The following is a 26,229-nucleotide window of genomic DNA, read 5'->3' as shown; positions in this document are numbered from 1 at the left end:
CGGCCCGGTCAGATCTTGCGAAACCACGGAAGGACGCCGGTCTGCCACCCCCCGTAAGCCGGGGACACCTATAGTGACGGGGCGAAACCGTGTCAAGGATCGCCGGTTTTAGTTTAACCCACTGATATTTTGAATCATTTTCGCGGGATAATCGGTTTGTCCTATCACCCCTGCATCGTCGAGCGACAGTCCGCCGCATGAGCTCGCTTGCGGCCACCCGTCTTGCGGCGGCCGGCCAAACCGGCGCAGGCTGCGAGCGGACGAGACGGCCCCCTGTCGCGGCCGGCAAAACCGATCCTTTGACCGGCTCATTGGGCCGTGCCGCATGGAGTTCGATACATGACCGTGTCCCCGATGGCTGCGCAGTTCTCCATCCCCGGTCATCCGCTGGATCCGCTGACCGAACGGGAAATCGCCAGCGCGACGGATATTCTCCTGTCGGCCGAAAAGCTCGGGCCCAACACCCGGTTCGCCATGGCGCAACTGGACGAGCCGCCGAAAGCCGAGGTGCTGGCCTACACGCCAGGCCAAGCGATCCGGCGCCGGGCCTTCCTGGTGACGGTGGACAGCAAGACCGGACGGGTCCACGAGGCGGTGGTCGACATCACGGCGAGGACCGTCGTCAGCGTCGTCGAGCGCGCGGTGAAAACCCCGCCCTACGGCCAGCCGCCGGTGTTCCTGGAGGAGTTCTTCAAGGCCGGCGACATCGTCAAGGCCGATGCCGGATGGCGTCGTGCCATGACCCGGCGCGGCCTGACCGATGCCGAGATCGAACTGGTCCAGGTCGATCCGTTCTCGGCCGGCTATTTCGACCGCGACGCCGAGCGCGGCCGCCGGCTGGTCAGCGCGGTGTCCTATTATCGCGCCGATCGCAAGGACAATGGCTATGCCTCGCCGATCGAGGGCGTGGTCGCCCTGGTCGACCTGATCGAGGAAAAAGTCGTCCATCTCGTCGACGAGGACGAGATCATCCCGATCCCGAAAAAGAAGCGGAACTACAACCGCGAATCCTTTGCCGACAAACGCCCGGGCCTGAAGCCGCTCGATATCGTCCAGCGCGACGGCCCAAGCTTCTCGGTCGACGGCTGGAAGGTGACCTGGCAGAACTGGTCGTTTCGCATCGGCTTCACCCCGCGCGAGGGCCTGGTGCTGCACCAGCTCGGCTATGCCGACAAGGGCCGGGAGCGGCCGATCATCTATCGCGCCAGCGTCACCGAAATGGTGGTGCCCTATGCCGACCCGAGTGCCAACCATTTCTGGAAGAGCGCCTTCGACGCCGGCGAATATGGCCTCGGCAAGCTCGCCAATGCGCTCGAACTCGGCTGCGACTGCCTCGGCCATATCCACTATTTCGACATTCCGGTGGCCGACGACACGGGCAAGCCCTTCGTCATGAAGAACGCCGTGTGCCTGCACGAGGAGGATTACGGCATCCTCTGGAAGCACTACGAATTCAGGAACGACACCTATGAGGTCAGGCGCTCGCGCCGCCTGGTGATCAGCTTCTTCGCCACCGTCGGCAATTACGACTACGGCTTCTACTGGCATCTCTACCAGGACGGCACGATCCAGCTCGAGGCCAAGCTGACCGGCATCATCCAGACCGCCGCGGTGGCGCCCGGCAAAACCTATCCCTGGGGCGGCATGGTCGACGACAATCTGGGCGGCCCGACCCACCAGCATTTCTTCAACGTGCGCATGCATATGATGGTCGACGGTGAAAAGAACACCGTGTCCGAACACGAGTTCCAGCCACGGCCCTGGGGCCGCGACAACCCCTATGGCAATGTTTTCGACACGACCTCGCGGGTGCTGGCGCGCGAACGCGACGCGGCCCGCGAAGCCGACGGACGCACCGGGCGTTATTGGAAGATCAGCAATCCCAATGTGACCAACAGCGTCGGCAAGCCGACCGGCTACAAGCTGATCGTCCAGCCGAGCCCCTTGATGCTGGCGCAAGAGGGCTCCTTCGTGCACCAGCGCGGCGGTTTCGCCTCCAAACATGTCTGGGTGACCCGCTTCGACCCGGCGGAGAAATATGCCAGCGGCGACTATCCGAACCAGCATGCCGGCGGCGACGGCCTGCCGCGCTACAGCGCGCAGAACCGGCCGATCGAGAACGAAGACATCGTGGTCTGGCACTCGTTCGGCCATACCCATGTCTGCAAGCCCGAGGATTTTCCGGTGATGCCGGTGGAATATGCCGGCTTCACGCTGAAGCCGAACGGCTTTTTCGCCGAGAACCCGGCCATGGACCTGCCGGCCGACAAGAACGACGCGAGCGTCGAGGGCGGCGGCTCCTGCTGCGGCTGAGGCCGCCGGCTACTCGGCGGCGGATTTCGGCACGGATTTCCGCCGCACCGGGCGAGCCTTGGCCGACGCCTTGGCGCCGCGTGCCTTGGTCACCGATGTCATATAGGACCGCAGCACCGCGTTGATATGGGTCTGATAGGGGCCCCTCGCCGCCTTGAAGAAGGCCAGGACATCCTCGTCGAGCCGGATGGAAATGGCGGCCTTGCGCGGCGGCGGCGTCCAGTCGGCGACGATGCCGACATAGATTTCGTCGGGGTCGTCGACCATGGTGTCGGCGTCGGGATCTTCGGCGATCGCCCGCTCGACATCCTCATCGGTCATGGCCCGCACCCGGGCCCAGTCGGTCTCGCCTTTCAGCTTACCCGATCGAACCTGTTCCAATGTGACGCGCGTAATCTTTTCGCTCATTTGGTCTTGCCCGTCGGGCCGAAATCAGCCGCTGCGTTTCGTTTCGCCACGTCCAGATGACCGCTATCAAGACGCCATCCAACTCACCGATCGTGATCCATCGCGCCTCCGACAGGTGCTTCGACCTGACGGTATAGCTTGGAGTTACCAAGACGGCGGTTGCATCGACGAAATCTATGCCGTGCTTGTTGAAGTTCGAGAGGCGCTTATCGTTGTCCCACTCAAAATCCATATCCGCGCTCGCTTCAAAAGGTCTCACTGAACGGAATCGATCCGATCAGCCCGACGTCTGCTTTTGAGTTGGGCGCAGCCCAGTATCTCGGAAAATTTTCAGCCGAGATTGGTCTCAGCCGGCATGTATATACATTCGTAGTGAATTTGCCAAGCGCGAGCAGCTATTCCGCCGCGATCAGGTGCTCGGCGCGGTCGAGATCGACGCTGACCAGGGTCGAGATGCCGCGCTCGGCCATGGTGACGCCGAACAGCCGGTTCATCCGGCTCATGGTGATCGGATTGTGGGTGATCACCACGAAGCGGGTCTGGGTGGTGCGGGTCATGTCGTGCAAGAGGTCGCAATAACGCTCGACATTGGCGTCGTCGAGCGGCGCGTCGACCTCGTCGAGCACGCAGATCGGCGCCGGATTGGTCAGGAACACCGCAAAGATCAGGGCGATCGCCGTCAAGGCCTGCTCGCCGCCGGACAGCAGCGACAGGGTCTGCGGTTTCTTGCCCGGCGGTTTGGCCAGGATATCGAGACCGGCCTCCAGCGGATCGTCGGATTCGACCAGCTGCAGCTCCGCCGTGCCGCCGCCGAACAGGGTGGCGAACAGCCGCTGGAAGTTCTCATTGACGATGGCGAAAGAGGCGAGCAGCCGTTCGCGACCCTCGCGGTTCAGCGAGCCGATGCCGGCGCGCAGCTTCTTGATCGCCTCGACCAGGTCGTCGCGCTCGGCGATCATGCCGTCGAACTGCGCCTGCACCTCGGTCAGCTCGTCATCGGCGCGCAGATTGACCCCGCCGAGCTTTTCGCGCTCGCGCTTCAGCCGCTCAAGGGCGTCTTCCAGGTCGCGGGTCGCAGGCATCTGGGCGTCGACGGCGATCTCGGCGATCTTCGGCAGCGCCATCGGCTGCACTTCGAATTTTTCGGTGATTTCCTGCTCGATCTCGCGCAGGCGCGCCTGCGCCGCCTCGAGCCTTGCCTCGGCCCGCACCAGACCTTCGCGCGCGCCAGCCATGGCATCGAGCGCCGAGCGGGCCGCCCGGTCGGCGTCGGCGAGCGTGGTCTCGCCGGCGGCGAGCTTGTCGGCGGCAGCCTTCTGGGCGGTTTCGGCGTCCTGGATCCGGCCGATCAGAGCGCGGCGCTGCTCGACGAAGGTGTCCGGCGCGTCGGCCAGTCCCTGGGCTTCGGCGCGGGCTTCCGCCAGCCGGCGATCGAGATCGGCGATCTGCCGGCCGGAATTGGCCTGGCGGGTCAGCCAGGCCTGGCGGTCGCTGCCGATCTCGCCGAGCCGGCGGCCGCGCATCTCCGCCTCGCGGGCAAGCCCCTGGGCATTGGCACGGGCTTCGGCGAGCACGGCGCGATGCTGGGCCACCTCGGTGCGGCTTTCGGCAAGGACCGTCTCGAGATGGGCGGTCCGGCCGAGGTTCTCGAGCGCGCGGGCGGCATCGGCCTTGACGGCGGCCGCCTCCTCGATGCTGGCACTCAGGCGCGAGCGCGCCTCGACCAATGCGGCGAGCCGGGTGGTGACGCTGGCGGCGGCGCGCTCGGCATTGGCGAGCTGGTCGCGCAGGCCATCGGCGGCACGCTGGGCGGCCCGCCAGCCGTCGCGGGCGGTCTGTTCGCGGGTCGCCGCGCGCCTGACCGCCGCGGCAGCGGCTTCCGCCGTCGCCTTCAACCCGACGACGGTCGCCCGAGCCGCCACCAGGTCCTTTTCGATGTCGCCCAGGCGATTGCGCTCGGCAAGGCGGCGGGCGGCGGCGGTCGGGGCATTCGCCGCCACCACGAAACCGTCCCAGCGCCAGAGATCGCCCTGCTTCGACACCAGCCGCTGGCCGGGTTTCAGGCCGGCCGCGAGGCGCGCGCCGTCGGCGCGCGGCACGATGCCGATCTGCGCCAGGCGCCGGCTGAGCTCGGCCGGCGCCGTGACATGGGCGGAAAGCGGCTCGGCGCCGTCGGGCAAAGCCGCATCGCCCGCCGCGTCGGCGCCGCCCCAATGCTGCGGCGAGGCTGCCGCGGTCGGCACGTCGAGATCGTCGCCGAGCGCCGCGCCAAGCGCCGTCTCATAACCCTTGGCAACCCGGATCGCCTCGACCACCGGCGGCCAGGCCGACTTGTGCGAGACGTTCAGCACCTTGGCGAGGGTGCGCACCTCGGTGTCGAGATGCTGGACCTGGCGCTCGGCATCGGCCAGCGGCCGACGGGCCTCGCCCTCCTGGCTGCGGGCGCCGGCATGAGCCTGTTCGGCCGACACCGCTTCCGCCTCCGCTTCCTCGAGCGCAGCGGAAGCCTCCTCCAACTGCATCTTCAGGCTTTCGAGCCGGGCGGCATGATCGGAGCTCGCCTCCAGCTTCGCCGTCTCGTCGACGATCTCGGCCAATTGGCCTTCCAGCCGCACCAGCCGCTCGGAGACGTCGCGGATCGCGCGCTCCAGCTGATTGCGCCGGGCGACCGCTTCGGCCAAGGCCGAGGTCGCCTCGGAAAAGGCCTTCTCGCTGCCGCCAAGCGTTATTTCCGCCGCTATGACCTTGGCGCCGGCTTCGATCTCGGCGCCCTTGGCGCCGTCCATCGCCTCGCGCAGGCCCTGCTCTTCGGTTCCAAGCCGGGCGAGAACGCCATCGGCATCGGCGCCCAGCGCCTTCTCGCGGGCGATATCGCCATCGAGCTGGGCAACCCGGCGCTCGAGCTCGGCGATGCGCTCACGGGCACGGCGCTCTTCGCCGTCGAGCTGGTCGCGCGCCAGCACCAGACGCTGCAGCACGGCGCCGGCCTTGGCCGCCTCGTCGCGCAAGCCGGGCAGGTGATGCGCCGCGACGGCCTGGTTCTTGGCGGCTTCCGCCTGGCCGGTGGTGCGCTCGGCGACCACCCGCGTTTCCAGCTCGACCAGCCGCCCGGCCTCGCGCACCGCCTCCCCGGCTTCGCGGAACTTGAGGAAGACCAGCGTCGCCTCGGCCTTGCGGATATCGGCCGAGAGCCCGCGATAACGGACCGCCTGGCGGGCCTGGCGCTTCAGGTTGTCGAGCTGGCCCTCGATCTGGGCGAGCACCACCTCGAGCCGCTCGAGATTGGTTTCGGCCGCCCTCAGCCGGGTCTCCGCCTCGTGCCGGCGCGCGTAGAGACCGGCAATGCCGGCCGCCTCCTCCAGGATGCGCCGGCGCGCCTGCGGTTTGGCATTGATGATTTCGCTGATCTGGCCCTGACGGACCAGCGCCGGCGACCGGGCACCGGTGGAGGCGTCGGCGAACAGCATCTGCACGTCGCGGGCACGCACCTCGCGACCGTTGATCTTGTAGATCGAGCCGGCCTCGCGCTCGATGCGGCGGGACACTTCGAGCACGTCGTGATCGTTGAACTGGGCCGGCGCCAGGCGCTGGCTGTTGTCGACGGTCAGCGTCACCTCGGCCGTGTTGCGCGCGGGACGGCCGCCCGATCCGGAAAAGATCACGTCGTCCATGCCGGAGGCACGCATGTTCTTGAACGAATTTTCGCCCATGACCCAGCGCAGCGCCTCGACCAGATTCGACTTGCCGCAGCCATTCGGCCCGACCACGCCGGTCAAGCCCGGCTCGATCAGGAACTCCATCGGCTCCACGAAAGTCTTGAAGCCGAGAATGCGCAGGCGGGAGAACTTCATGGTCCCAGGACTTCGCTTCAGTCGGATTTCATCAGGGCCTCAAGCTGCCACGAAAAGCACGCTAACGCCATATCTAGCGTGACAATCCTGTGGACCCGCAAGATGTTGGATCGCCTGTGTCCCGAACGAACCGAGGGACGACCCCTGCTGCCGCGCTGCACGCCCGAATGTTGCGTCGCACGACTGGCCCCTTCGGCTCGGCGGCACGATCGTGTAACATTCACCGAACAAACACGAGAACGGTAAAACCGTTCAGGAGGAAGCAATGGTTTCGAAGACCCCGCGGGCGCAGCCTAAGGGCGGTGTCCGGCTGGAAGACCGTTACGGCAAGGTTGCCATCAAAGCGGTCGCAGGTGCGCTCGGTACGCCGAAACCGACCAAGACCGGGCCCTGAGCCAATATCCGAGCGGACAAAGAAAAAAGGCGGCTCAAGGGCCGCCTTTGTCATGTCAAGCCGAGGGCGATCGGTCGATCACGCTCAGCCTGGGCTTCGTGTCAGCGCACGATTACCTTGGTTCCCACCGGCACGCGGTTGAACAGGTCGACCGCGTGTTCGTTATGCATGCGAATGCAGCCCGACGACACGGCCTCGCCGATCTGCAGCGGCGAATTGGTGCCATGGATGCGATAAAGCGTGTCGCGGCCGTTCTGGTAGAGATAGAGCGCGCGCGCGCCCATCGGGTTCTGCGGTCCGCCTTCCATGAAGGCAGGCAATTGCGGCCAGCGCCGGCGCATCTCGGCCGGCGGCGTCCAGGTCGGCCATTCGGCCTTGCGTTGAATGGTCGCCGTGCCGGTCCAGCCGAAGGCTTCATTGCCCACCGCGACCTGATAACGAATGGCCGAACCACCTTCTTCGACCAGGAAGAGATGCTTGGAGGCGGTCTCGACAATAATGGTGCCCGGCGCCTCGGTGGTGCGATAGGGCACCCTGAGCGGCATGCGCCAGTAATCCATCTCGACCTGAGGCCCCTGTGCCATCAAGGTCGCGTCGCGCTCGGAGACCGGTCGAACGGCGTTCACCGTCTGGTTGTTGCAGCCGGCCAATGCCAACGCAGCCAACGCAAGGAAGCCCCACCGCATACCGAAGTCCTCTCAAATGCCACAGGACGCGAGACAGCAACCGGCCAGCGCGCGACTTCATATTCGTTCGTCGGTAATTCTTGTGGCGAAGACGTGACTTTTGGTCAATGCGCCACATTGCGAATGGCTGGCAAATGCGCGGCTCTGTTGCAATTCTGCCATGCCGCGCCACGTCAGCAGCGCCTCGGCCGCCGCGAAGAGAGCCTCACGGCGCCACGATCCGTCCACGATCGGAACCAATGGCCGCCGCATCGCCCGCCTAGACATTGCCCGGTCCGGCGCTGGCCCTATGCAAGCACGCGTCCGGAGCAAAATGGAGATCAGACCCATGACTTTCGCCCCGACGGCCGCTGTTGTCGCTGCCGAGGCGCCCGGCGATCCGCTCGCCGCGCACTATCGTCGGATCGGCATATCGGCCGTTTCCGCGGCCACTTCCCTGACCAAGCCATCGCGATCCAACGCACCGGAAACCCCGGCCCCGCGCAGGATCGAAGACTTCGTCGACTGACTTTTTCGACCGATCTGGTCGATTGACCTGGAACTGATCTTCAAAGACCCGGCTTCGGCCGGCCACAGTGCCTACCTCCCACATGCCTCTCCTGAACCACCTCCAAGGCCGGTCGCAAGACCGGCCTTTTTTTCTGCGCGTCCAGCCCACCGGTCCTGGTTCGCGCGTCAGCCGCGGAGCCAGTTCGAGACCAGGCTTGCGGCGATGGTCCACATGACCAGGGCGATCGAGCCGTCGAGCACCCGCCAGGCCGCCGGCCGGGCGAATACCGGCGCGATCAGGCGGGCGCCAAAGCCGAGCCCATAGAACCACACGCCGGATGCGAGCGCGGCGCCGGCGGCGTAGGCGAGCTTCGCGGTGCCGGAAAACTGCGCCGACAGGCTGCCGACCAGCACGACCGTGTCGAGATAGACGTGCGGATTGAGGAAGGTGAGGGCGAGTGCCGTGGCGAGCGTCGCCTTCAGTCCGTCGGCGGCGCCGTTGCCGGCCGCGACCAGGCTGCCCGGATGAAACGCGCGCCGGGCGGCAAGCCAGCCATAGGCCGCGAGGAAGGCCGCGCCGCCGAGCGTCGCAACGGTGAGAAGCCTGGGCGAGGATTGCACCAGCGTGCCGAGGCCGGCAACGCCGGCGACGATCAGCAAGGCGTCCGACAGGGCGCAGACCGTGGTGACCGCCAGCACGTGCCGGTGCATCAGCCCCTGACGGAGCACGAAGGCATTCTGCGCGCCGATGGCGACGATCAGCCCGAAGCCGATGAAGAAGCCGGTCAGGGCTGCTTGAAGAAGGGGATAGGCCTGCATGGTCCGTTCCGACTAACCTGAATTTCTTCGCGGACCAATCTTTCGCGCGGACCGGAGCCCGGTGTGCGGCCCATGCCGGCGACCCGGTTTGCCACAGGGCTCGGCCGAATCCATTTGCCGGCGTTACCGTCATGGCGACGTCATCGTCACGCTTTCTTGTCGCGCGCGGGTTCCCAGGTCGGCGCGAAGTGCGCTAGGCAGGCCCAGCCGGCGCATTCGGAGCTTGAGCCATGTTTAATGCCTATGGGGTCGAGAACGAGGCCCTCGTTCGAATCGAGGCGACCGCCGATGCGGTGCCGGCCAATGTCAAATGGGTCGACCTGTTCCAGCCCGTGCAGGGCGAGGACAAGCTCCTGGAAAAATGCCTGGGCATCGAGATCCCGACGCGCGAGGAAATGCTCGAGATCGAACCGTCGAGCCGGCTCTATGTCGATCACGGCGTGCGCTACATGACCGCCACCCTGCTGTGCAATACCGAGCTCGGCGCGCCGAAACTGACGCAGATCTCGTTCGTGCTGTCGCCGACACGCCTGATCACGGTGCGCTACGACACGCCGAAGCCGATCAACCTGTTCCTCAACCGGGCGCAGAAACCGGGCGCGGTGCAGGCCACCCCCGAAGCGATCATGACCGGCTTGCTCGACACCATCGTCGATCGCATCGCCGACATCCTGGAGCGGGTCGGCGAGGAGATCGAACAGGCCTCGAGCCGGATCTTCACCGGTCGCCATACCGGCGCGCGGGCGGCGTCCGAAACCTTCCAGGACGTCTTGCAGACGCTCGGCACCAAGGGCGAACTGGTCTCCAAGGCGCGGGAAAGCCTGGTCTCGATCAACCGCCTGCTGTTGTTCCTGGCGACTGAGATCGAGGGCAACAAGGTTTCGAAGGATGTCCGGGCGCTGCTGAAGAGCCAAAACCGCGACGCCGAATCGCTCACCCAGCACTGCGATTCGCTGGCCAACAAGATCACCTTCCTGCTCGACGCGGTGCTCGGCCTGATCGGCATCGAGCAGAACAATATCGTCAAGATCTTCGCGGTGCTGTCGGTGGTGTTCATGCCGCCGACCCTGGTCGGCACCATCTACGGCATGAACTTCAAGATGATGCCGGAGCTCGGCTGGGAACTGGGCTACCCGATGGCCATGACGCTGATGCTGTTCTCCGGCGTGCTGCCCTATCTGTGGTTCCGCAAGAAAGGCTGGCTCTGACCGAGGGCTGGACAAGAGAGGAGCCGGCTTGCCGCCGGCTCCTCGAGGTCGGGTTCGACATCAGCCGCGCGCCAGAAGCTTCAGGCCGATGACCTGGAGCTCGGCCAGGACCGCGACGAACACGGCCTGAGCGACGACGAAGGCCACGCCCAGCACGTTCGGGCTGATCGCGCCGGCGAAGAGCACGGCGAAGCTCTCGATCACCCACAGCGCATTGATGATGACGATCGCCCAGATCGCCTTGCGGCTGAGCTCGGCGCGGGCAGCGGCAAGACCGACACCGAGCGCGAACGGCACCAGGATCGCGCCGGCCAGCATCAGATGGCTCTTCGGAATGGCCAGAAGCGGTTCCAGCAGGCCGGCGCCGAGGATCAGCATGAGACCCATGGCACCGCTGGTGACGGCGTCGAAGGCCAGCACGCGGCGCAGCAGGGTCACCGGATTGGTGGTGCGGAAGATCGAAGTGGCGATGGACGACATCATGGTCTCCGGAGCTGGCGTTTTCGGGTTCAGGACCGGCGTGCCGATCAGCTGATGACGCCATCCTCGGGAGAAATGCGCGGCTGGTCGATTACCTCCGAGGTCATTGGTCGAGGCATGGCGATCGGGCTAACCTTCGGCCATGAACACCATGAACTCCGCCGCCCGCCCCATCGGTGACCACCTGCGCGAATGGCGCCAGCGTCGTCGCCTCAGCCAGCTCGATCTCGCTTCGGAGGCCGATATCTCGACCCGACACCTGAGCTTTGTCGAAACCGGCCGCGCCGCCCCCAGCCGCGAGATGATCCTGCATCTGGCCGAACAGCTCGACATCCCCTTGCGCGAGCGCAACGTTCTGCTGGTTGCGGCGGGCTTCGCGCCGATCTTCCCGGAGCGCAGGCTCGACGATCCGGCGATCGCCGCCGCGCGCCGGGCCATCGATATCGTGCTGGCCGGCCACGAACCCTATCCGGCGGTCGCCATCGACCGGCACTGGACGCTGGTCGCCGCCAACAATGCCATAGGTCCGTTCCTCGAAGGCTGCGACGAGGCCCTGGTGACCGCGCCGATCAACGTGCTGAGGCTTGGCCTGCACCCGGGCGGGCTGGCGCCGAGGATCGAGAATTTCGCGGAATGGCGGGCCCATCTCCTGGCGCGCCTCAGGCGCCAGATCGAGATTACCGCCGACCCGGTGCTGGAAGAGCTGAACCGCGAGGCCTCGGCCTATCCGGTGCCGCTGGCGCCGCCGCGCCCGGGCCGCGGCCAGGAGGCCCACGAGCTGTTCGTGCCGCTCAGGCTGAAGACGGCGGCAGGAACGCTGTCCTTTGTCAGCACGACCACGGTGTTCGGCACGCCGATCGACGTGACCCTGGCCGAACTGGCGATCGAGGCCTTCCTGCCGGCCGATGCCGCGACCGGCGACGCGCTGCGCCGGCTCGCCGAGGACGCCGCCTAAGCCGCCTCAAACCCATTCAAACGTGCTGGCCGCCATTGATGTGGATCTCGGCACCGTTGAGATAGCTCGAGGTCTCGGTGCACAGCACATAGATGATCTTAGCCACCTCGTCGGGCGTGCCGAGCCGGCGCATCGGGATCTGTTCGACGATCTTGTCGGTGCCGGGCGACAGGATCGATGTATCGATCTCGCCCGGCGCGATGGCGTTGACACGAATGCCGTGCGGCGCGAAGTCGGCCGCCATCTCACGGGTCAGGCCGGCGAGCGCGGCCTTGGAGGTGGCATAGGCGGCACCGGCGAAGGGGTGCACCCGGGAGCCGGCGATCGAGGTGACGTTGACGATCGAACCCTTGGCCTCCTTGAGCTCGGCCAGAAGACCGCGCGCCAGCAGGATCGACGAAAAGAAATTGACCTGGAACACCTGCTGCCAGACGGTCAGCGGCGTATGCAGCGAATCCAGCCGGCCGCCAGCCTCGCCCTTCGGTGAAATGCCGGCATTGTTGACCAGCGCCTCCAGCCGGCCGCCGGTGAGGCGCGCCCTGATATCGTCAATGGCGCGCTCGGTATCGGCGGCATCGGCGAGATCCACCTGGATGTGATCTTCAGGCCCCATTTCCCAGGGACAGTTTTCCGGGAAGGCCTGGCGCGAGCAGGTGATCACGCGCCATCCGGCCGAGGAAAAGCGCTTGACGGTGGCGTGGCCGATGCCGCGGCTGGCACCGGTCAGGAGAAGGGTTCGACGAGGCTGGTTCAAGGTCGCGTCCCTGAGCATTCTGGAATGGACCGAGGCGGTCGGTCGGCTACACTCCATAGAGCATATTGGTGTCAGGTGGATACACGATCAGGAGATGCGATGCCGTTTCGCGCGACCATCGGCGGCAGCACCCACGTCTTCGCCGACCTGAGGGATCTCATGGCCAAGGCAACGCCGATCCGCTCGGGCGACCAGCTCGCCGGGATCGCCGCCGCCACCCAGGAGGAATGCGTCGCAGCCAAGCTGGCGCTCGCCGACCTGCCGCTGAAGGCGATCCTGGCGGAACCGCTGGTGCCTTATGACGACGATGAGGTGACCCGGCTGATCCTCGACGGCCATGACGACCGCGCCTTCGCGGCGGTCGCCAGCCTGACGGTCGGCGCGTTCCGCGACTGGCTCCTGTCGGCGGAAGCGACACCGGCCGTGCTGGCGGCGCTGGCGCCCGGCATCACGCCCGAAGTCGCCGCGGCGGTGTCGAAGCTGATGCGCAACCAGGATCTGATCCTGGCGGCCAGGAAGTGCCAGGTGGTGACCAGGTTCCGCAACACCATCGGCCTTGCCGGCACCATGGCGGTCCGGCTGCAGCCGAACCATCCCTCCGACGATCCGGGCGGGATCGCCGCCTCGATCGTCGACGGCCTGATGTATGGCGCGGGCGATGCCACCATCGGCATCAATCCGGCCTCCGATTCGCTGCCGGTCCTCGGCGATCTGCTGAAACTCATCGACGAGATCATCCAGCGCCACGCCATCCCGACCCAGGGCTGCGTGCTGACCCATGTCACCTCGTCGATCGAATTGATCAACCGCGGCGCGCCGGTCGACCTGGTGTTCCAGTCGGTCGCCGGCACCGAGCGCGCCAATGCCAGTTTCGGCGTCACCCTGTCGGTGCTGACGGAGGGACTGGACGCCGCACGCTCGCTGAAGCGCGGCACGCTGGGCGACAACGTCATGTATTTCGAGACCGGCCAGGGCACCGCGCTGTCGGCCGCGGCCCATCACGGCGTCGACCAGCAGACGCTGGAGGCCCGCGCGCAGGCCGTGGCCCGCGCCTTCCAGCCGCTCCTGGTCAATACCGTGGTCGGCTTCATCGGCCCGGAATATCTCTATGACGGCAAGCAGATCCTGCGGGCCGGGCTGGAAGACCATTTCTGCGGCAAGCTGATGGGCGTGCCGCTCGGTTGCGACGTTTGCTACACCAACCATGCCGAGGCCGATCAGGACGACATGGACACGCTGCTGACCTGTCTCGCCGCGGCCGGCGTCTCCTACATCATGGGCGTTCCCGGCGCCGACGACGTGATGCTGAACTATCAGTCGACCTCGTTCCACGACGCGCTTTATGTCCGCGAGGTGTTCGGGCTGAAACGTGCGCCGGAATTCGAGGCCTGGCTGCAATCGCTCGCGCTGACCGATGCCGCGGGGCGGCTGTTGCCGGCCCGTCCCGGCCATCGGCTGATCGCCGCGGAGTAGCCGGCATGACCCGCGATCCCTGGTCGCATCTCGCCTCCCGCACGCCGGCCCGCATCGCGATCGGCCGGGCCGGCGGATCGCTGCCGACGAGCGAAGTGCTGGCTTTCGCGCTGGCCCATGCCAAGGCGCGCGACGCGGTCCATGCGACCTTCGACCCGGAGCGGATCGCCGCCGGCCTCGGCGATCTCGGCCTCGCGGCCGTCACGGTGGAAAGCCTGGCGCGCGATCGCGCCGCCTATCTCAGGCGCCCGGACTGGGGCCGCGCGCTCGCCGAAACCTCGAGGTCCAGGCTCGCGGCTTGCGCCGAGGCCCCTGGTGACCTGGTCATCGTCATCGCCGACGGCCTGTCGGCAACCGCGGTGGAAACCAATGCGCTGGCGCTGGTCGGCGCGCTCCTGCCGCGCCTGGCCTCGGCCGGCATCGCCATCGGTCCGGTGGTGGTCGCGACCGGCGCGCGGGTGGCGCTCGGCGATGCCGTCGCGGCCGAGCTTGGCGCCCGGGCCGTGCTCGTGCTGATCGGGGAGCGGCCGGGACTGTCGTCACCCGACAGCCTCGGCGCCTATCTGACCTTCGACGCGAGGCCTGGCCGGAACGACGCCGAACGCAACTGCGTCTCGAACATCCGGGCCGGCGGCCTCGCCGTCGAGCTCGCCGCCTTCAAGCTCAGCTGGCTCGCCGCCGAGGCCTTCCGGCGCCAACTGACCGGCATCTCCTTGAAGGACGAGAGCGATCTGCTGCTCGCGCCCGGCGGCGCGCCGCCGGGCCTGGCCGGTCAGGGATAGAGCCGCTCCTTGGTCGTCCAGGGCCCCTCCGGGCGTTCGCGGCGGAACACCACGCGGTCATGCAGGCGGAACGGCCGGTCGTGCCAGAACTCCAGATAGGTCGGCAGGATGCGGAAGCCGGTCCAGTGCGGCGGGCGCGGCACCTCGCCAATGGCATATTTGGCCGTGTAGAACGCCACCGCCTTCTCCAGGGCGAAGCGGGTCTCCAGCGGCCGCGACTGCTGGCTCGCCCAGGCGCCGATGCGGCTCGAGCGCGCCCGCGAAGCGAAATAGGCATCGGCTTCCGCATCGGTGACGCGCTCGACCGGGCCGCGCACCCTGACCTGGCGATGCAGCGACTTCCAGTGGAACACCGCGGCCGCCTTGCCGGCGCCCAGGAGCTCGACCCCCTTCTGGCTTTCGGTATTGGTGTAGAAGACGAACCCCCTGACATCGACGCCCTTCAACAGCACCATGCGGACATTGGGCAGGCCGTCGGCATCGACCGTCGACAGCGCCATGGCGTTCGGGTCGTTCGGCTCGGACGCGGTGGCGTCGGCCATCCATCGGTCGAACAGGTCGAAGGGTTCGTCGGCCTCGCTGAATTCCGCTTGATCCGAACCTGACATTAACCAACTCCGTTGTTCACTCCGCCTCAGAGCGGTACTGGGCTCCGGAGTCGAAAGCGTATGGGCGAGACGTTTGGCGTTCGCCAAGCATATAGCGTCAGGGAAGGGGCTTGCCCAAGCCCTGGAATGCGCATCCACCCATGCGATGGCCGCCTCGCGCGCCTCGTCGCGATGGCTGTCGCGCTGATGACATTGCCCGGCTGCGCCGTGACCTTGCCGTCATTGTGGGAGCGCACGCAAACCCCGCCGCCGGCGGCCCAGGCGCCGCAATCGGCCGAGACCGCCACGGCCGAGACCCCTGCATCGCCGGCGCCTTTGTCCCTGGCAGCGGTCGGCCAGACCGCGCAGCCGACCGACCCGATCACCACCGGTTCGATCCGGCGCAGCGGCGAGCCGGTGCCGCCGACGGCCGCGGCCGGTGCCCTGCCGATCCCGGAAGGCGACTGGCAGGCCGCCAAGCGCGTGCTGCTGGAAGCCCTCGCCGACCGGGCCGATACCCCAAGCATTCCCTGGGAAAACAGCCAGAGCGGCATGCGTGGCACCGTGACGGCGCTGCAGCGCGTCAACGGCACGGCCGGCCAGACCTGCCGGGACTTCCTCGGCAGCGCCATCAAGGACGGCAAGGAAGTCTGGTTCGACGGTCGCGCCTGCCGCACCACCGGCGCCTGGGCGGTGCTCGAACTCCGGCCGTGGCGGCGCAGCTGACCGCCAAGAAGCCGCCAAGACCACGCCCCACATTGTCATCATCCGCCGCGATCCCCACATTGAGGCCGACTGAAACCATCGACGGATCGCATCGCCCGGCCGGCCATGCGATTTTCAAGGACAATCATGGCACGCGATCCCTATGACGTGATCGGCGTCGCGCGCACAGCGAACGCCGAGGATATCAAGAAGGCCTTCCGCAAGAAGGCCAAGGCGCTGCATCCGGACGCCAATCCGAAAGACGCCAAGGCGCAGGACCGCTTCGCCGAGCTGAACAACGCCTATGAGCTGTTGTCCGACGAGGCCAAGCGCAAATCCTTCGACCGCGGCGAGATCGACGCCGAAGGCAAGCAGCGCTTCACCGGTTTCGAAGGCTTCGGCGGCAGGCCCGGCGGCACGCGTGGTGGCGCACCGGGCGGCGATACGATCTTCGAGACCTTCAGCTTCGGCCAGGAGGGCTTCAGGCGCTCGGGCAACCGCAAGGCCGGCGGCGCGCCGTCGTCGGACGATTTCTTCGACATCCTGTCCGGCATGACCGGCCGTGCCGGCGGCTCGTTTCGCGGCGGCGACCCGTTCGGGGCCGGCGGCGAGCCGCAGTCCGGCGGCGAGGACGTGACCCTGACGGTGCGCGTGCCGTTCCTCGACGCGGCGCGCGGGGCAACCCAGCGCGTCGTGCTGCCGTCGGGCGAGGCGGTCGACATCAAGATCCCGTCCGGCACCCGCGACGGCCATCGCATGCGGCTGCGCGGCAAGGGCAAACCCGGCAGCCTCGGCCGGCCGACCGGCGACGCCTATGTGGTGATCGCAGTCGAGCCGCACCCGGCCTTCCGCGCCGAGGGCAAGGATGTTCGCCTCGAACTGCCGATCGCGCTCGACGAGGCGATCCTCGGCGGCAAGGTGCGGGCGCCGACCTTGGACGGCGAGGTGGAGCTGACGCTGCCCGCCATGACCGCCTCGGGCAAGAGTTTCCGGCTGCGCGGCAAGGGGCTCGCCAGCGCCGATGGACCGGGTGATCTCTATGTCACCATGCGCATCGTGCTGCCGGAACCGAGCGCCGACCTCGAGGGTTTCGCGCGGGTTCTGAAGGAACGGCGCAAGACCGACCCGCGCCAGGGTTTGTGAGCGCTCCTTGCACCGCCCCGCTGGCGGTGGCATAGCTCCCGGCTCATTTTCTGGAAATGCCGGGCGAGGATCACATGGCGGGCATCATGCAGGGCAAGCGCGGCCTCATTCTTGGGGTGGCGAACAACCGGTCTATTGCCTGGGGCATCGCCAAGGCTTGTCGCGCCCAGGGCGCCGAACTGGCGTTCACCTATCAGGGCGAAGCGCTGGAGAAGCGGGTCAGGCCGCTGGCAGCCGAGCTCGGCGGCCATGTGGTCGGCCATTGCGACGTCACCGACACGGCGACGGTGGATGCGGTGTTCGCCGAAACCCAGCGGGTGCTCGGCGGGCTCGACTTCGTGCTGCATGCCATCGCCTTCTCCGACAAGGACGAGCTCACCGGCCGCTATGTCGATACGACCGAGGGCAATTTCGCCAAGTCGCTGCTGATCTCCTGCTATTCCTTCACGGCGATCGCCCAGCGCGCCGAGAAGCTGATGACCAATGGCGGGTCGCTGCTGACGCTGACCTATTACGGCGCCGAGAAATGGATGCCGCATTACAATGTCATGGGCGTCGCCAAGGCGGCGCTGGAAGCCAGCGTGCGCTATCTGGCCGCCGATCTCGGCGAAAAGAACATCCGGGTCAACGCCATCTCGGCCGGCCCGATCAAGACGCTGGCGGCCTCGGGCATCGGCGACTTCCGCTATATCCTGAAGTGGAACGAGTATAATTCGCCGCTGCGCCGCACCGTCACCATCGACGAGGTCGGTGACGCCGGCATGTATTTCCTGTCGAATCTGTCGCGCGGCGTGACCGGCGAGATCCACCATGTCGATGCCGGCTACCATGTCGTCGGCATGAAGAACCCGAACGCGCCCGACATCACCGTCACCAAAGACTAGGTCGGTCACCGTCAGGGACCGATGGCGCTTGATCAACGCCTCCGGCCGCGCCACGATCCTGCCCGAAGGCCGGGCCGGAAACCGGCTGCTCCAGACGGGACGGGACCCATGAAGCTCAGGACAGTTCTCGCAGCAGCCGTGGCCGCGGTCGGCGTCACGGTCGGCCTTGCCGCGGCCTACGCCCAGGACAAGCTGAAGATCGGCTTCGTCTATGTCGGTCCCGTCGGCGATCACGGCTGGACCTACCAGCATGATGTCGCCCGGCGCCAGCTCGAGCAGACCTATGGCAACCGGATCGAAACCACCTTCGTCGAGAAGGTCGCCGAGGGTCCCGACGCCGAACGGGTCATCGAGCAGCTCGCCCGCACCGGCCACCGGCTGATCTTCACCACCTCGTTCGGCTTCATGGATCCGACCGCGCGGGTGGCCCAGCGCCACCCGAATGTCCGGTTCGAGCACGCCACCGGCTTCAAGCGTTCGGCCAATCTCGCAACCTATGCCGGGCGCTTCTACGAAGGCCGCTACATTCTCGGCCAGATCGCCGCGCGCATGTCGAAGACCGGCACGGTCGGTTATATCGGCTCGTTCGCCATTCCCGAGGTGGTGTCCGGCATCAACGCCTTCATGCTCGGCGCCCAATCGGTGCGGCCCGACCTGAAGATCAAGATCGTCTGGGTCAATTCCTGGTACGACCCCGGCAAGGAGGCCGATGCCGCCAAGGCGCTGGCCGACCAGGGCGCCGACATCATCTCGCAACACACCGATTCGCCGGCCGCCATGCAGATCGCCGAACAGCGCGGCATCCTGGCCTTCGGCCAGGATTCCGACATGATCCGGTTCGGGCCGAAGGCCCAGCTCACCTCGATCGTCAACGACTGGGCGCCCTATTACACCGCCCGGGTGAAGGCCATGCTCGACGGCACCTGGACCTCGGGCGACGTCTGGGGCGGGCTGAATACCGGCCTCGTCCACATGGCGCCCTATACCAACATGCCGGCCGAGGTGAAGGCCTTGGCGGAGGCGACCGAGGCCGCGATCAAGGCCGGCACGCTGCATCCGTTCCGCTGTCCGGTGGTGCGTGCCGACGGCCAGACGGTCGAATGCAAGGGCAATGGCGTGCTGGCGGACGAACAGATCCTCGGCATGAATTTTTACGTCCGCGGCATCGACGAGCGCATGCCCGCCGCCAATTGAGCGGCGGCGCAGTATTGCGGCGGCCGGACGGTTGCGGCGGTGGTCCGCCGCAACGGCGCCTGGGCCATGGCGACTTCAGGAAATCCGCGCTAAGACCGGCGGGCCGCATCTGCGGCAGTCCTTATCCTGCCGCCGCGCCCGACGCGCCGCGGGCTTCGTGTTTCAGGCCGTGACCGCAACGCCCACCCTTTCAGGCTTCCGCCGCATCGTCGTGAAGATCGGCTCCTCGCTCCTGGTCGACGGGACGAAGGGCGAGTTGAAGCGCGTCTGGCTGGAGACGCTGGCCGCCGACGTCGCCCGTCACGCCAGCCGTGGCGCCGACATGCTGATCGTCTCGTCGGGGTCGATTGCCCTTGGGCGCACCATCCTGCAACTGCCGAAAGGCCCGCTCGAGCTCGAGCAAAGCCAGGCGGCAGCCTCGGTCGGCCAGATCGCGCTGGCCCGGGCCTGGTCGGAAGTGCTCGGCGCCCATGGCATCATCGCCGGCCAGATCCTGCTGACGCTGCACGACACCGAGGAACGGCGCCGTTACCTGAACGCCCGCAGCACGATCCAGACCTTGCTCGGCTTCAAGGCCGTGCCGGTCGTCAACGAGAACGACACGGTGGCGACCGACGAGATCCGCTACGGCGACAACGACCGGCTGGCCGCGCGCGTCGCCACCATGATCGGCGCCGATTGCCTGGTGCTGCTCTCCGACATCGACGGCCTCTATACCGCCCCGCCGCACCTGGACCCCAAGGCGACGCTGATCCCGGTGGTGCCGCGCATCACCCCCGAAATCGAGAGCGTCGCCGGCGGCGCGGCGTCCGAACTGTCGCGCGGCGGCATGACCACCAAGGTCGAGGCCGGCAAGATCGCCACCACCGCCGGCACCACCATGGTGATCGCCTCGGGCAAGCATGATCATCCGCTCGGGCGGGTCGAGGCCGGTGGGCCCTGCACCTGGTTCCTGACGCCGACCCAGCCGATCACCAGCCGCAAGAAGTGGATTGCCGGCTCACTGGAGCCGCGCGGCGTCTTATGGCTCGACGCCGGTGCGGTCGAGGCGCTGCGGGCCGGAAAAAGCCTGCTGCCGGCGGGCGTGCGCAAGGTCGAGGGCACTTTCGAGCGCGGCGATGCGGTGGTCATCCGTGGCGCCGACGGCGCCGAGATCGGCCGCGGCCTGGTCGCCTTCGACGGCATCGAGGCGGCCCAGATCATCGGTCGCAGCTCACGCGCGATCGAGGATATCCTCGGCTACAAGGGTCGCGCCGCCATGGTGCACCGGGACGATCTGGTGCTCGGCGCCGAATAGCCGCAAAGCCCAGCCAACCTCGCGCGACTCAACCGAGCGGCTGAGGCACGGCGCGCGGCGCGAGCCCGGCGGTCAGGATCGCCACGATCGCCTCCGCCACGGCCCGGGCGGGCAGCGCGCCATCGGCCGAGAACCAGAAGGCCGAGCCGTTCACGGCACTCGCCAGGGTGAAGGCGGTCAGCTTGACATCGGCAGGCGCGGCCGAGCCGTCGGCCATGGCTTCGGCGACCAGCCGGCGAAGATGGCCATCGATCTTGCGCTTCATGGCCCGGAAGCGCGCCGCGCCCTCCGGCGACAGGGCGTCATTGCCGGTCCGGACCACGCAACGGCCGAAATCGCTCATATTGTTTTCGGCATAACGAACGAGGAAGGCGCTGAGGCGCTCGAGCCCCGTGCCCGGCGCGGCGGAGGCCTTCTCGACCGCCCGGTCGAGCGCGTCGAGGCCGCGGGTGAAACATTCCAGCAGCACCTGCTCCTTGTTGCCGAGATAGTGGTAGATCGTCGGCTTCGACACGCCGATGCTGGCTGCCACCTCGTCGAGCGAGGCTGCGTGGAAGCCGCGCGCGTTGAACATGCGAACAGCCGCGCGGAGCACCGTTTCGCGCTTGCGTTCGCGGTCCTCCAGGCGCTGTTCGCGGTCCCTGAACGGCGAGCCTGCCTCATCCTGCATCGTTTTCGCCGGCGCCACCGATCCCATCACCATCCCCCGCACGACCGGATTGACCCGCCAGCCGGGCACCATGCACCTTACTGAGCAGTAGATATTCTACGGACTGGTTTTGCAATCGTCCGTTTCGACGGCTGCCGAGCGACAAGGGAAGTTGGCCATGGATGCAAAAGGGATTGCGGCGATCGTCACGGGCGGAGCTTCGGGCCTTGGCGGCGCGACCGCCTCGCGGCTGGCGCGGGCCGGCGCCAAGGTGACGATCTTCGACCTGAACGAGGATCTCGGCCGCGAGAAGGCCCGCGAGACCGGTGGCCATTTCGTCAAGGTGAACGTGGTCGACGAAGCGGCGGTGGACGCAGGCCTCGCCGAGGCCGAGGGGCTTCACGGCAAGGCCCGCATCCTGGTCAATTGCGCCGGCATCGGGCCGCCGGCCAAGGTCATCAACCGGGACGGCTCGGCGCTGCCGCTCGGCGACTTCAGCAAGATCGTCGCCATCAATCTCTCCGGCACGTTCAACGTGCTGTCCAAATTCGCCGCGCGCCTGGCGACCGCCGAGCCGGTGGGAGAAGAGCGCGGCGTCGTCGTCAACACGGCGAGCGTCGCCGCCTTCGACGGCCAGATCGGGCAGGCGGCCTATGCCGCCTCAAAGGGCGGGATCGTCGGCATGACGTTGCCGATCGCGCGCGAACTCGCCCGCTACGGCATCCGGGTGGTCACCATTGCGCCCGGCCTGTTCCTCACCCCTCTGCTGGCCTCGCTGCCGCAGGAAGCGCAGGATTCGCTCGGCCGGCAGGTGCCGTTCCCGGCCCGGCTCGGCCATCCCGACGAATATGCCCAGATGGTCGAATCGATCATCGCCAATCCGATGCTGAACGGCGAGACCATTCGTCTCGACGGCGCCATCCGCATGGCCGCGAAATGAGCGCAGCGTCGGGGCAAGAGGCCGGCATGGTGTCCGAGCGCGCCGCGGCCATCGCGGAACGGGTCGAGGCCTTCGTCCGCGGCGTCGTCGCGCCCTACGAGCGCGATCGTCGTTGCGGCCCCCATGGCCCCGCCGAGGAGCTGGTGGCGGAGCTGCGCGACAAGGCGCGGGCGGCCGGCGTCCTGACGCCGCATATCCTGCCCGACGGCGGCCACCTCAGCCAGCGCGAGACGGCGGTGGTGCTGCGCATGAGCGGGCTCTCGCCGCTCGGGCCGATCGCCTGCAACACCGCGGCCCCCGACGAAGGCAATATGTACCTGCTCGGCAAGGTCGGCAGCGAGGCGCAGAAGCAACGTTTCCTCGCGCCCCTGGTCGAAGGGCATGCCCGTTCGGCCTTCTTCATGACCGAGCCGGCGCTGGAGGGCGGCGCCGGCTCCGACCCGTCCATGATGAAGACGCTCTGCCGGCTGGACGGCAACCATTGGGTCATCGACGGCCGCAAGGCCTTCATCACCGGGGCGGAGGGCGCCAAGGTCGGCATCGTCATGGCCAGGTCCGACGATGGCGCCTGCATGTTCCTGGTCGACCTGCCGGATCCGGCGATCCGCATCGAGCGGGTGCTCGACACCATCGACAACTCCATGCCCGGCGGCCATGCGATAGTCGCGATCGAGGGCTTGCGCGTGCCGGCCGACCAGATGCTCGGCGCCAGCGGCGAGGGTTTCAAATATGCCCAGGTGCGCCTGTCGCCGGCGCGGCTGTCGCATTGCATGCGCTGGCTCGGCGCCTGCATTCGCGCCAATGAGATCGCCACCGATTATGCCTGCCGTCGGGAGGCCTTCGGCAAGGTTCTCGTCGACCATGAGGGCGTCGGTTTCATGCTGGCGGAAAACCTCATCGACCTGAAACAGGCGGAGCTGATGATCGACTGGTGCGCCGGCGTGCTCGACGGCGGTTCGCTCGGCACGGCGGAAAGCTCGATGGCCAAGGTGGCGGTCTCGGAGGCGCTGATGCGGGTGGCCGACCGCTGCGTCCAGGTGATGGGCGGCGCCGGCGTCTCGGGCGACACGATCGTCGAGCAGGTGTTTCGCGAGATCCGCGCCTTCCGCATCTATGACGGCCCGACCGAAGTGCACAAATGGTCGCTCGCCAAGAAGATCAAGCGCGACTGGCGCCAAACCCAGACCGCCTGACTTGCAGACCGCCTGACGCGCAGCCGGCGCGGCCATGGCCGCGCCGTTTCGGCAGACATCGAGAACCCAAGCGAAAGAGCGGCACCAAGCCGCCATTGCCCGGAGGAAACAGACCGTGAGTGAGACCCATCCGTCGTTCCACGCCCGCAGCCAGCCGGACAAGATCGCCTATCGCATGGCCGGATCGGGCGAGAGCCTGAACTACCGCACCCTGGACGACCGTTCGAACCAGGGAGCCCATCTGTTCCGCGATCTGGGCCTGGCGCCCGGCGACCACATCGCCCTGATCATGGAGAACTGTCTCGCCTTCATGGAGATCTGCTGGGCGGCGCAGCGCTCCGGCGTCTATTACACGGCGATCAGCCGCTACCTCACGGCGGACGAGATCGCCTATATCGTCAGGGATTGCGGCGCCAAGGCGCTGATCGTGACGCCGGCGACCGCCGATCAGGCCGTGGGCCTTCAGGACGACGCCGGGCTCGGCCGGTTCATCGCCGGCGGCAGCCGCTCCGGATTCAGGTCGTGGGAGATGGAGCGGGACCGGCGGCCGACGGCGCCGGTCGGCGATGAGACCGGCGGCTTCGACATGCTCTATTCCTCCGGCACGACCGGCCGGCCCAAGGGCGTGAAGCAGCCGTTCCGGCACCAGCCGATCAGCCAGCTCAGTCCGTTGCTGAAAGTGCTGTGCCAGGACCTGTGCGGGATGAATGCGGGCAGCATCTACCTGTCGCCGGCGCCGCTCTACCATGCCGCTCCGCTGCGCTTCAACATGATGTCGGCAGCGCTTGGCGGCACCTCGGTGATCATGGAGAAGTTCGACGCCGAGGAATTCCTGCGCCTGGTGGAAACCTGCCGGGCAACCCATTCACAGCTCGTGCCGACCATGTTCGTGCGCATGCTGAAGCTGCCGGAGGCGGTGCGTCGACGCTACGACGTGACGTCGCTGCGTGGCGCCGTCCATGCCGCCGCCCCCTGCCCGGTCGAGGTCAAGGCGGCCATGCTCGACTGGTGGGGGCCGATCCTGGTCGAATATTACGCCGGCACCGAAGCCAACGGCGTCACGGTTGCGACCGCGCAGGACTGGCTCGGCCACCGCGGTACGGTCGGACGCTCGGTGCTCGGCACGCTGAAGATCGTCGACGCGGATGGTGAGGAACTGCCGGTCGGCGAGACCGGCGCGGTCTATTTCGCCGACAGCCTGCCGTTCACCTATCACAACGATCCGAAAAAGACCGAAGACGCCTATAACGACAAGGGCTGGTCGACGCTCGGCGACATCGGCCACCTCGACGCGGACGGCTTCCTCTACCTGACCGACCGCAAGGCCTACATGATCATTTCCGGCGGGGTGAACATCTATCCGCAGGAGGCCGAGGACGCGCTGATCAGCCATCCTGACGTGGCCGACGTCGCGGTGTTCGGCATTCCCAACGCCGAGATGGGCGAGGAAGTGAAGGCCGTCGTCCAGCCGCGCGACATGGCGCGCGCCGGCCCGGCGCTGGAGGCGGCGCTGATCGCCTACTGCCGTGGCCGGCTGTCGGCGCTCAAATGCCCGCGCAGCATCGATTTCGAAGCGGAGTTGCCGCGCACGCCCACCGGCAAGCTGGTGAAGCGACACCTGCGCGATCGCTACCTCGCGGCCGCTGCCGGCCGTTGACGGCTGCCGACGGCAAGGAACCCGGCGCCCGGCGCAGGTCGCCGTCGCCATCACAGACACACCGACACGATGAACTCCGGGGAGAACACCATGATGTCGAAGATCGCCGGCCTGTGCGCCGGGGCATTCCTGTGGCTTGCGGCCGCGGCACCGGCCAAGGCGCAGATTTCCGACGACGCCGTCAGGCTGGTCGTGCTGAACGACCAGTCGTCGGCCTATAGCGACACCTCCGGCCGCGGCTCGGTCGTCGCCGCCGAACTGGCGGTCGAGGATTTCGGCCGGACCGTGGCCGGCAAGCCGATCCAGGTCGTCGGCGCCGATCACCAGAACAAGGTCGACCTGGCCGCCACGCTGGTGAAGCGGATGATCGACGGCGATCGCGCCGATGCCTTTTTCGACATCGCCAATTCCGGCGTGTCGCTTGCCATCCAGGACACGATCCGCCAGGCCAACAAGGTCGTGGTTCACGTCGGCAGCGGCAATGTCGATCTGGTCGGCAAGGCCTGCACGCCGAACAGCGCGCTCTGGCTCTACGACACCCATGCGCTGGCCAAGGGGCTGGCGACCGCGCTCCTCAGCGAGCGGCACCGCCGCTGGTTCCTGTTGACCGCGGACTACGCCTTCGGCCACGCCATGCAGCGCGACATGACCGATACGCTGCGCCAGCGCGGCGGCGAAGTGGTCGGTTCCGTGCGTCACCCGCTGAACACCATGGACTTCGGCTCGTTCCTGTTCCAGGGCGCCGGCGCGAACCTGCAGGTGCTGGCGCTGCTCAATGCCGGCGCCGACACCACCGGCGCCATCAAGCAGGCCGCCGAATTCGGCATGATGCGCAACGGCGTGAAGCTGGCGGTGCCGATCTTCACCATCGTCAACGTCAAGGCCATCGGCCTCGACCTGTCGCAGGGCACCACTTTCCTCGCCGGCTATTACTGGGACCGCGACGACCCGAGCCGGGCCTTCGCCCGCCGCTTCGAGGCGCGCATGGGCCGGCCGCCCACCCATGCCCAGGCCGCCGTCTACAGTGCCGTGCTGCACTACCTGAAAAGCGTGGAAGCCTCCGGCACCGATGCCGGCGACCGGGTCATGGCCCAGATGAAGGAACTGCCGGTCAATGATTTCATGACCGCCAATGCCCGGCTGCGGGCGGATGGCCGGCTGATGCGCGACATGCTGCTGGTGGAGGTGAAAACCCCCGCGGAATCGCGCGGCGCCTGGGATCTCATGCATGTCCGCGCCACCATCGCGGCCGGCGACATGATCAAGCCGGTCGAGGAGAGCGAGTGCCCGCTCGCCCGCCGGTCCTGATCCGGGCAAATCCGGAACAGGCAAACTTGGAACAGGGAAACTTGGAACAGGGAAACTTGG

The 26,229-nt window shown here is 67.3% G+C and carries 25 protein-coding genes; 16 read left to right on the top strand and 9 right to left on the bottom strand.

Annotation, left to right across the window (positions count from 1 at the left end; translation table 11 throughout):
- Positions 1-339 precede the first annotated feature (339 nt).
- The gene (locus tag E8M01_RS12990; RefSeq protein WP_425467721.1) at positions 340-2,313 is read left to right on the top strand and encodes a primary-amine oxidase; all 1,974 of its coding nucleotides are present in this window, start codon (positions 340-342) and stop codon (positions 2,311-2,313) included.
- 9 nt (positions 2,314-2,322) lie between these two features.
- Here the strand turns inward: E8M01_RS12990 and E8M01_RS12985 are convergent, their stop codons facing one another.
- The 3 genes from E8M01_RS12985 to smc form a co-directional block, all read right to left on the bottom strand.
- Complete coding sequence (locus E8M01_RS12985; RefSeq protein WP_136960502.1) at positions 2,323-2,721, bottom strand: BrnA antitoxin family protein; 399 nt, start codon at positions 2,719-2,721, stop codon at positions 2,323-2,325.
- Positions 2,672-2,953 (bottom strand): BrnT family toxin, encoded by a 282-nt coding sequence (locus tag E8M01_RS12980; protein WP_136960501.1) that lies wholly within the window; start codon positions 2,951-2,953, stop codon positions 2,672-2,674. Before E8M01_RS12980 ends, E8M01_RS12985 begins: the two co-directional genes overlap by 50 nt.
- Positions 2,954-3,116: 163 nt before the next feature.
- On the bottom strand, positions 3,117-6,572 hold the full coding sequence (gene smc, locus E8M01_RS12975) for a chromosome segregation protein SMC (RefSeq protein WP_136960500.1): 3,456 nt from the start codon (positions 6,570-6,572) through the stop codon (positions 3,117-3,119).
- 265 nt (positions 6,573-6,837) lie between these two features.
- Between smc and E8M01_RS35760 the strand changes: the two genes are divergently transcribed.
- Positions 6,838-6,966 carry a hypothetical protein gene (locus E8M01_RS35760; protein WP_281287844.1) on the top strand — a complete coding sequence of 43 codons (129 nt, stop codon included), beginning with the start codon at positions 6,838-6,840 and terminating at the stop codon, positions 6,964-6,966.
- Between the two features lie 101 nt (positions 6,967-7,067).
- Here the strand turns inward: E8M01_RS35760 and E8M01_RS12970 are convergent, their stop codons facing one another.
- Positions 7,068-7,652: a L,D-transpeptidase gene (locus tag E8M01_RS12970; RefSeq protein WP_136960499.1), complete on the bottom strand. Its 585-nt coding sequence runs from the start codon at positions 7,650-7,652 to the stop codon at positions 7,068-7,070.
- A gap of 328 nt (positions 7,653-7,980) precedes the next feature.
- On the opposite strand from E8M01_RS12970, the gene E8M01_RS12965 reads away from it, so the two are divergent.
- On the top strand, positions 7,981-8,160 hold the full coding sequence (locus E8M01_RS12965; RefSeq protein ID WP_136960498.1) for a hypothetical protein: 180 nt from the start codon (positions 7,981-7,983) through the stop codon (positions 8,158-8,160).
- A 167-nt stretch (positions 8,161-8,327) separates the two neighbouring features.
- Here E8M01_RS12965 and E8M01_RS12960 read toward each other — a convergent pair whose 3' ends face one another.
- Entirely contained in the window at positions 8,328-8,960 is a 633-nt protein-coding gene (locus tag E8M01_RS12960; protein WP_136960497.1) for a LysE/ArgO family amino acid transporter, read from the bottom strand.
- A 230-nt stretch (positions 8,961-9,190) separates the two neighbouring features.
- Between E8M01_RS12960 and corA the strand changes: the two genes are divergently transcribed.
- Positions 9,191-10,168, top strand: a complete 978-nt coding sequence (corA, locus tag E8M01_RS12955; protein ID WP_136960496.1) for a magnesium/cobalt transporter CorA — start codon at positions 9,191-9,193, stop codon at positions 10,166-10,168.
- 60 nt (positions 10,169-10,228) lie between these two features.
- On the opposite strand, the gene E8M01_RS12950 is transcribed toward corA, so the two are convergent.
- Entirely contained in the window at positions 10,229-10,648 is a 420-nt protein-coding gene (locus tag E8M01_RS12950; RefSeq protein ID WP_136960495.1) for a hypothetical protein, read from the bottom strand.
- 151 nt (positions 10,649-10,799) lie between these two features.
- On the opposite strand from E8M01_RS12950, the gene E8M01_RS12945 reads away from it, so the two are divergent.
- Entirely contained in the window at positions 10,800-11,603 is an 804-nt protein-coding gene (locus tag E8M01_RS12945) for a helix-turn-helix domain-containing protein (RefSeq protein WP_136964604.1), read from the top strand.
- A 16-nt stretch (positions 11,604-11,619) separates the two neighbouring features.
- On the opposite strand, the gene E8M01_RS12940 is transcribed toward E8M01_RS12945, so the two are convergent.
- Positions 11,620-12,432 carry an SDR family NAD(P)-dependent oxidoreductase gene (locus E8M01_RS12940; RefSeq protein ID WP_425467737.1) on the bottom strand — a complete coding sequence of 271 codons (813 nt, stop codon included), beginning with the start codon at positions 12,430-12,432 and terminating at the stop codon, positions 11,620-11,622.
- Between the two features lie 24 nt (positions 12,433-12,456).
- On the opposite strand from E8M01_RS12940, the gene E8M01_RS12935 reads away from it, so the two are divergent.
- Positions 12,457-13,830 (top strand): ethanolamine ammonia-lyase subunit EutB, encoded by a 1,374-nt coding sequence (locus tag E8M01_RS12935; protein ID WP_136960493.1) that lies wholly within the window; start codon positions 12,457-12,459, stop codon positions 13,828-13,830.
- 5 nt (positions 13,831-13,835) lie between these two features.
- A complete protein-coding gene (gene eutC / locus E8M01_RS12930; RefSeq protein WP_136960492.1) occupies positions 13,836-14,612 on the top strand; it encodes an ethanolamine ammonia-lyase subunit EutC in 777 nt (258 codons plus the stop codon).
- Here the strand turns inward: eutC and pdxH are convergent.
- A complete protein-coding gene (pdxH, locus tag E8M01_RS12925) occupies positions 14,603-15,220 on the bottom strand; it encodes a pyridoxamine 5'-phosphate oxidase (protein ID WP_136960491.1) in 618 nt (205 codons plus the stop codon). The genes eutC and pdxH overlap by 10 nt on opposite strands.
- 126 nt (positions 15,221-15,346) lie before the next feature.
- Between pdxH and E8M01_RS12920 the strand changes: the two genes are divergently transcribed.
- The 5 genes from E8M01_RS12920 (at position 15,347) to proB (ending at position 20,422) form a co-directional block, all read left to right on the top strand.
- Positions 15,347-15,925 (top strand): RT0821/Lpp0805 family surface protein, encoded by a 579-nt coding sequence (locus E8M01_RS12920; protein WP_170181886.1) that lies wholly within the window; start codon positions 15,347-15,349, stop codon positions 15,923-15,925.
- A gap of 126 nt (positions 15,926-16,051) precedes the next feature.
- Positions 16,052-17,047 (top strand): DnaJ C-terminal domain-containing protein, encoded by a 996-nt coding sequence (locus E8M01_RS12915; protein ID WP_136960489.1) that lies wholly within the window; start codon positions 16,052-16,054, stop codon positions 17,045-17,047.
- 74 nt (positions 17,048-17,121) lie between these two features.
- The gene (gene fabI, locus E8M01_RS12910; protein WP_211596717.1) at positions 17,122-17,931 is read left to right on the top strand and encodes an enoyl-ACP reductase FabI; all 810 of its coding nucleotides are present in this window, start codon (positions 17,122-17,124) and stop codon (positions 17,929-17,931) included.
- 108 nt (positions 17,932-18,039) lie between these two features.
- Positions 18,040-19,125: a BMP family ABC transporter substrate-binding protein gene (locus E8M01_RS12905; RefSeq protein ID WP_136960488.1), complete on the top strand. Its 1,086-nt coding sequence runs from the start codon at positions 18,040-18,042 to the stop codon at positions 19,123-19,125.
- Between the two features lie 169 nt (positions 19,126-19,294).
- On the top strand, positions 19,295-20,422 hold the full coding sequence (gene proB / locus E8M01_RS12900; protein WP_136960487.1) for a glutamate 5-kinase: 1,128 nt from the start codon (positions 19,295-19,297) through the stop codon (positions 20,420-20,422).
- A 28-nt stretch (positions 20,423-20,450) separates the two neighbouring features.
- Here the strand turns inward: proB and E8M01_RS12895 are convergent, their stop codons facing one another.
- Positions 20,451-21,092 carry a TetR/AcrR family transcriptional regulator gene (locus E8M01_RS12895; protein WP_136960486.1) on the bottom strand — a complete coding sequence of 214 codons (642 nt, stop codon included), beginning with the start codon at positions 21,090-21,092 and terminating at the stop codon, positions 20,451-20,453.
- A 157-nt stretch (positions 21,093-21,249) separates the two neighbouring features.
- On the opposite strand from E8M01_RS12895, the gene E8M01_RS12890 reads away from it, so the two are divergent.
- From E8M01_RS12890 to E8M01_RS12875, 4 genes are all read left to right on the top strand, one after another.
- Positions 21,250-22,011, top strand: coding sequence for an SDR family NAD(P)-dependent oxidoreductase (locus E8M01_RS12890; protein WP_136960485.1), 762 nt, complete (start codon positions 21,250-21,252; stop codon positions 22,009-22,011).
- A 26-nt stretch (positions 22,012-22,037) separates the two neighbouring features.
- Entirely contained in the window at positions 22,038-23,204 is a 1,167-nt protein-coding gene (locus E8M01_RS12885; protein ID WP_246088709.1) for an acyl-CoA dehydrogenase family protein, read from the top strand.
- Positions 23,205-23,379: 175 nt separating this feature from the next.
- Complete coding sequence (locus E8M01_RS12880) at positions 23,380-24,861, top strand: acyl-CoA synthetase (RefSeq protein ID WP_246088801.1); 1,482 nt, start codon at positions 23,380-23,382, stop codon at positions 24,859-24,861.
- Between the two features lie 90 nt (positions 24,862-24,951).
- The gene (locus E8M01_RS12875) at positions 24,952-26,169 is read left to right on the top strand and encodes an ABC transporter substrate-binding protein (protein ID WP_170181885.1); all 1,218 of its coding nucleotides are present in this window, start codon (positions 24,952-24,954) and stop codon (positions 26,167-26,169) included.
- Positions 26,170-26,229 lie beyond the last annotated feature (60 nt).

It is taken from the genome of Phreatobacter stygius (assembly GCF_005144885.1).
GTDB classification, from domain to species: domain Bacteria; phylum Pseudomonadota; class Alphaproteobacteria; order Rhizobiales; family Phreatobacteraceae; genus Phreatobacter; species Phreatobacter stygius.
Note: the sequence above shows the minus strand (reverse complement) of the source record. Positions and strands in the feature narration are given on the sequence as shown.

Excerpts from the sequence above, each read along its gene's own strand:
- E8M01_RS12990 (WP_425467721.1), top strand. The coding sequence starts at position 340 with ATGACCGTGTCCCCGATGGCTGCGCAGTTCTCCATCCCCGGTCATCCG.
- E8M01_RS12985 (WP_136960502.1), bottom strand. The coding sequence starts at position 2,721 with ATGAGCGAAAAGATTACGCGCGTCACATTGGAACAGGTTCGATCGGGT.
- E8M01_RS12980 (WP_136960501.1), bottom strand. The coding sequence starts at position 2,953 with ATGGATTTTGAGTGGGACAACGATAAGCGCCTCTCGAACTTCAACAAG.
- smc (WP_136960500.1), bottom strand. The coding sequence starts at position 6,572 with ATGAAGTTCTCCCGCCTGCGCATTCTCGGCTTCAAGACTTTCGTGGAG.
- E8M01_RS35760 (WP_281287844.1), top strand. The coding sequence starts at position 6,838 with ATGGTTTCGAAGACCCCGCGGGCGCAGCCTAAGGGCGGTGTCCGGCTG.
- E8M01_RS12970 (WP_136960499.1), bottom strand. The coding sequence starts at position 7,652 with ATGCGGTGGGGCTTCCTTGCGTTGGCTGCGTTGGCATTGGCCGGCTGC.
- E8M01_RS12965 (WP_136960498.1), top strand. The coding sequence starts at position 7,981 with ATGACTTTCGCCCCGACGGCCGCTGTTGTCGCTGCCGAGGCGCCCGGC.
- E8M01_RS12960 (WP_136960497.1), bottom strand. The coding sequence starts at position 8,960 with ATGCAGGCCTATCCCCTTCTTCAAGCAGCCCTGACCGGCTTCTTCATC.
- corA (WP_136960496.1), top strand. The coding sequence starts at position 9,191 with ATGTTTAATGCCTATGGGGTCGAGAACGAGGCCCTCGTTCGAATCGAG.
- E8M01_RS12950 (WP_136960495.1), bottom strand. The coding sequence starts at position 10,648 with ATGTCGTCCATCGCCACTTCGATCTTCCGCACCACCAATCCGGTGACC.
- E8M01_RS12945 (WP_136964604.1), top strand. The coding sequence starts at position 10,800 with ATGAACTCCGCCGCCCGCCCCATCGGTGACCACCTGCGCGAATGGCGC.
- E8M01_RS12935 (WP_136960493.1), top strand. The coding sequence starts at position 12,457 with ATGCCGTTTCGCGCGACCATCGGCGGCAGCACCCACGTCTTCGCCGAC.
- eutC (WP_136960492.1), top strand. The coding sequence starts at position 13,836 with ATGACCCGCGATCCCTGGTCGCATCTCGCCTCCCGCACGCCGGCCCGC.
- pdxH (WP_136960491.1), bottom strand. The coding sequence starts at position 15,220 with ATGTCAGGTTCGGATCAAGCGGAATTCAGCGAGGCCGACGAACCCTTC.
- E8M01_RS12920 (WP_170181886.1), top strand. The coding sequence starts at position 15,347 with ATGCGCATCCACCCATGCGATGGCCGCCTCGCGCGCCTCGTCGCGATG.
- E8M01_RS12915 (WP_136960489.1), top strand. The coding sequence starts at position 16,052 with ATGGCACGCGATCCCTATGACGTGATCGGCGTCGCGCGCACAGCGAAC.
- fabI (WP_211596717.1), top strand. The coding sequence starts at position 17,122 with ATGGCGGGCATCATGCAGGGCAAGCGCGGCCTCATTCTTGGGGTGGCG.
- E8M01_RS12905 (WP_136960488.1), top strand. The coding sequence starts at position 18,040 with ATGAAGCTCAGGACAGTTCTCGCAGCAGCCGTGGCCGCGGTCGGCGTC.
- E8M01_RS12895 (WP_136960486.1), bottom strand. The coding sequence starts at position 21,092 with ATGCAGGATGAGGCAGGCTCGCCGTTCAGGGACCGCGAACAGCGCCTG.
- E8M01_RS12890 (WP_136960485.1), top strand. The coding sequence starts at position 21,250 with ATGGATGCAAAAGGGATTGCGGCGATCGTCACGGGCGGAGCTTCGGGC.
- E8M01_RS12885 (WP_246088709.1), top strand. The coding sequence starts at position 22,038 with ATGGTGTCCGAGCGCGCCGCGGCCATCGCGGAACGGGTCGAGGCCTTC.
- E8M01_RS12880 (WP_246088801.1), top strand. The coding sequence starts at position 23,380 with ATGGCCGGATCGGGCGAGAGCCTGAACTACCGCACCCTGGACGACCGT.
- E8M01_RS12875 (WP_170181885.1), top strand. The coding sequence starts at position 24,952 with ATGATGTCGAAGATCGCCGGCCTGTGCGCCGGGGCATTCCTGTGGCTT.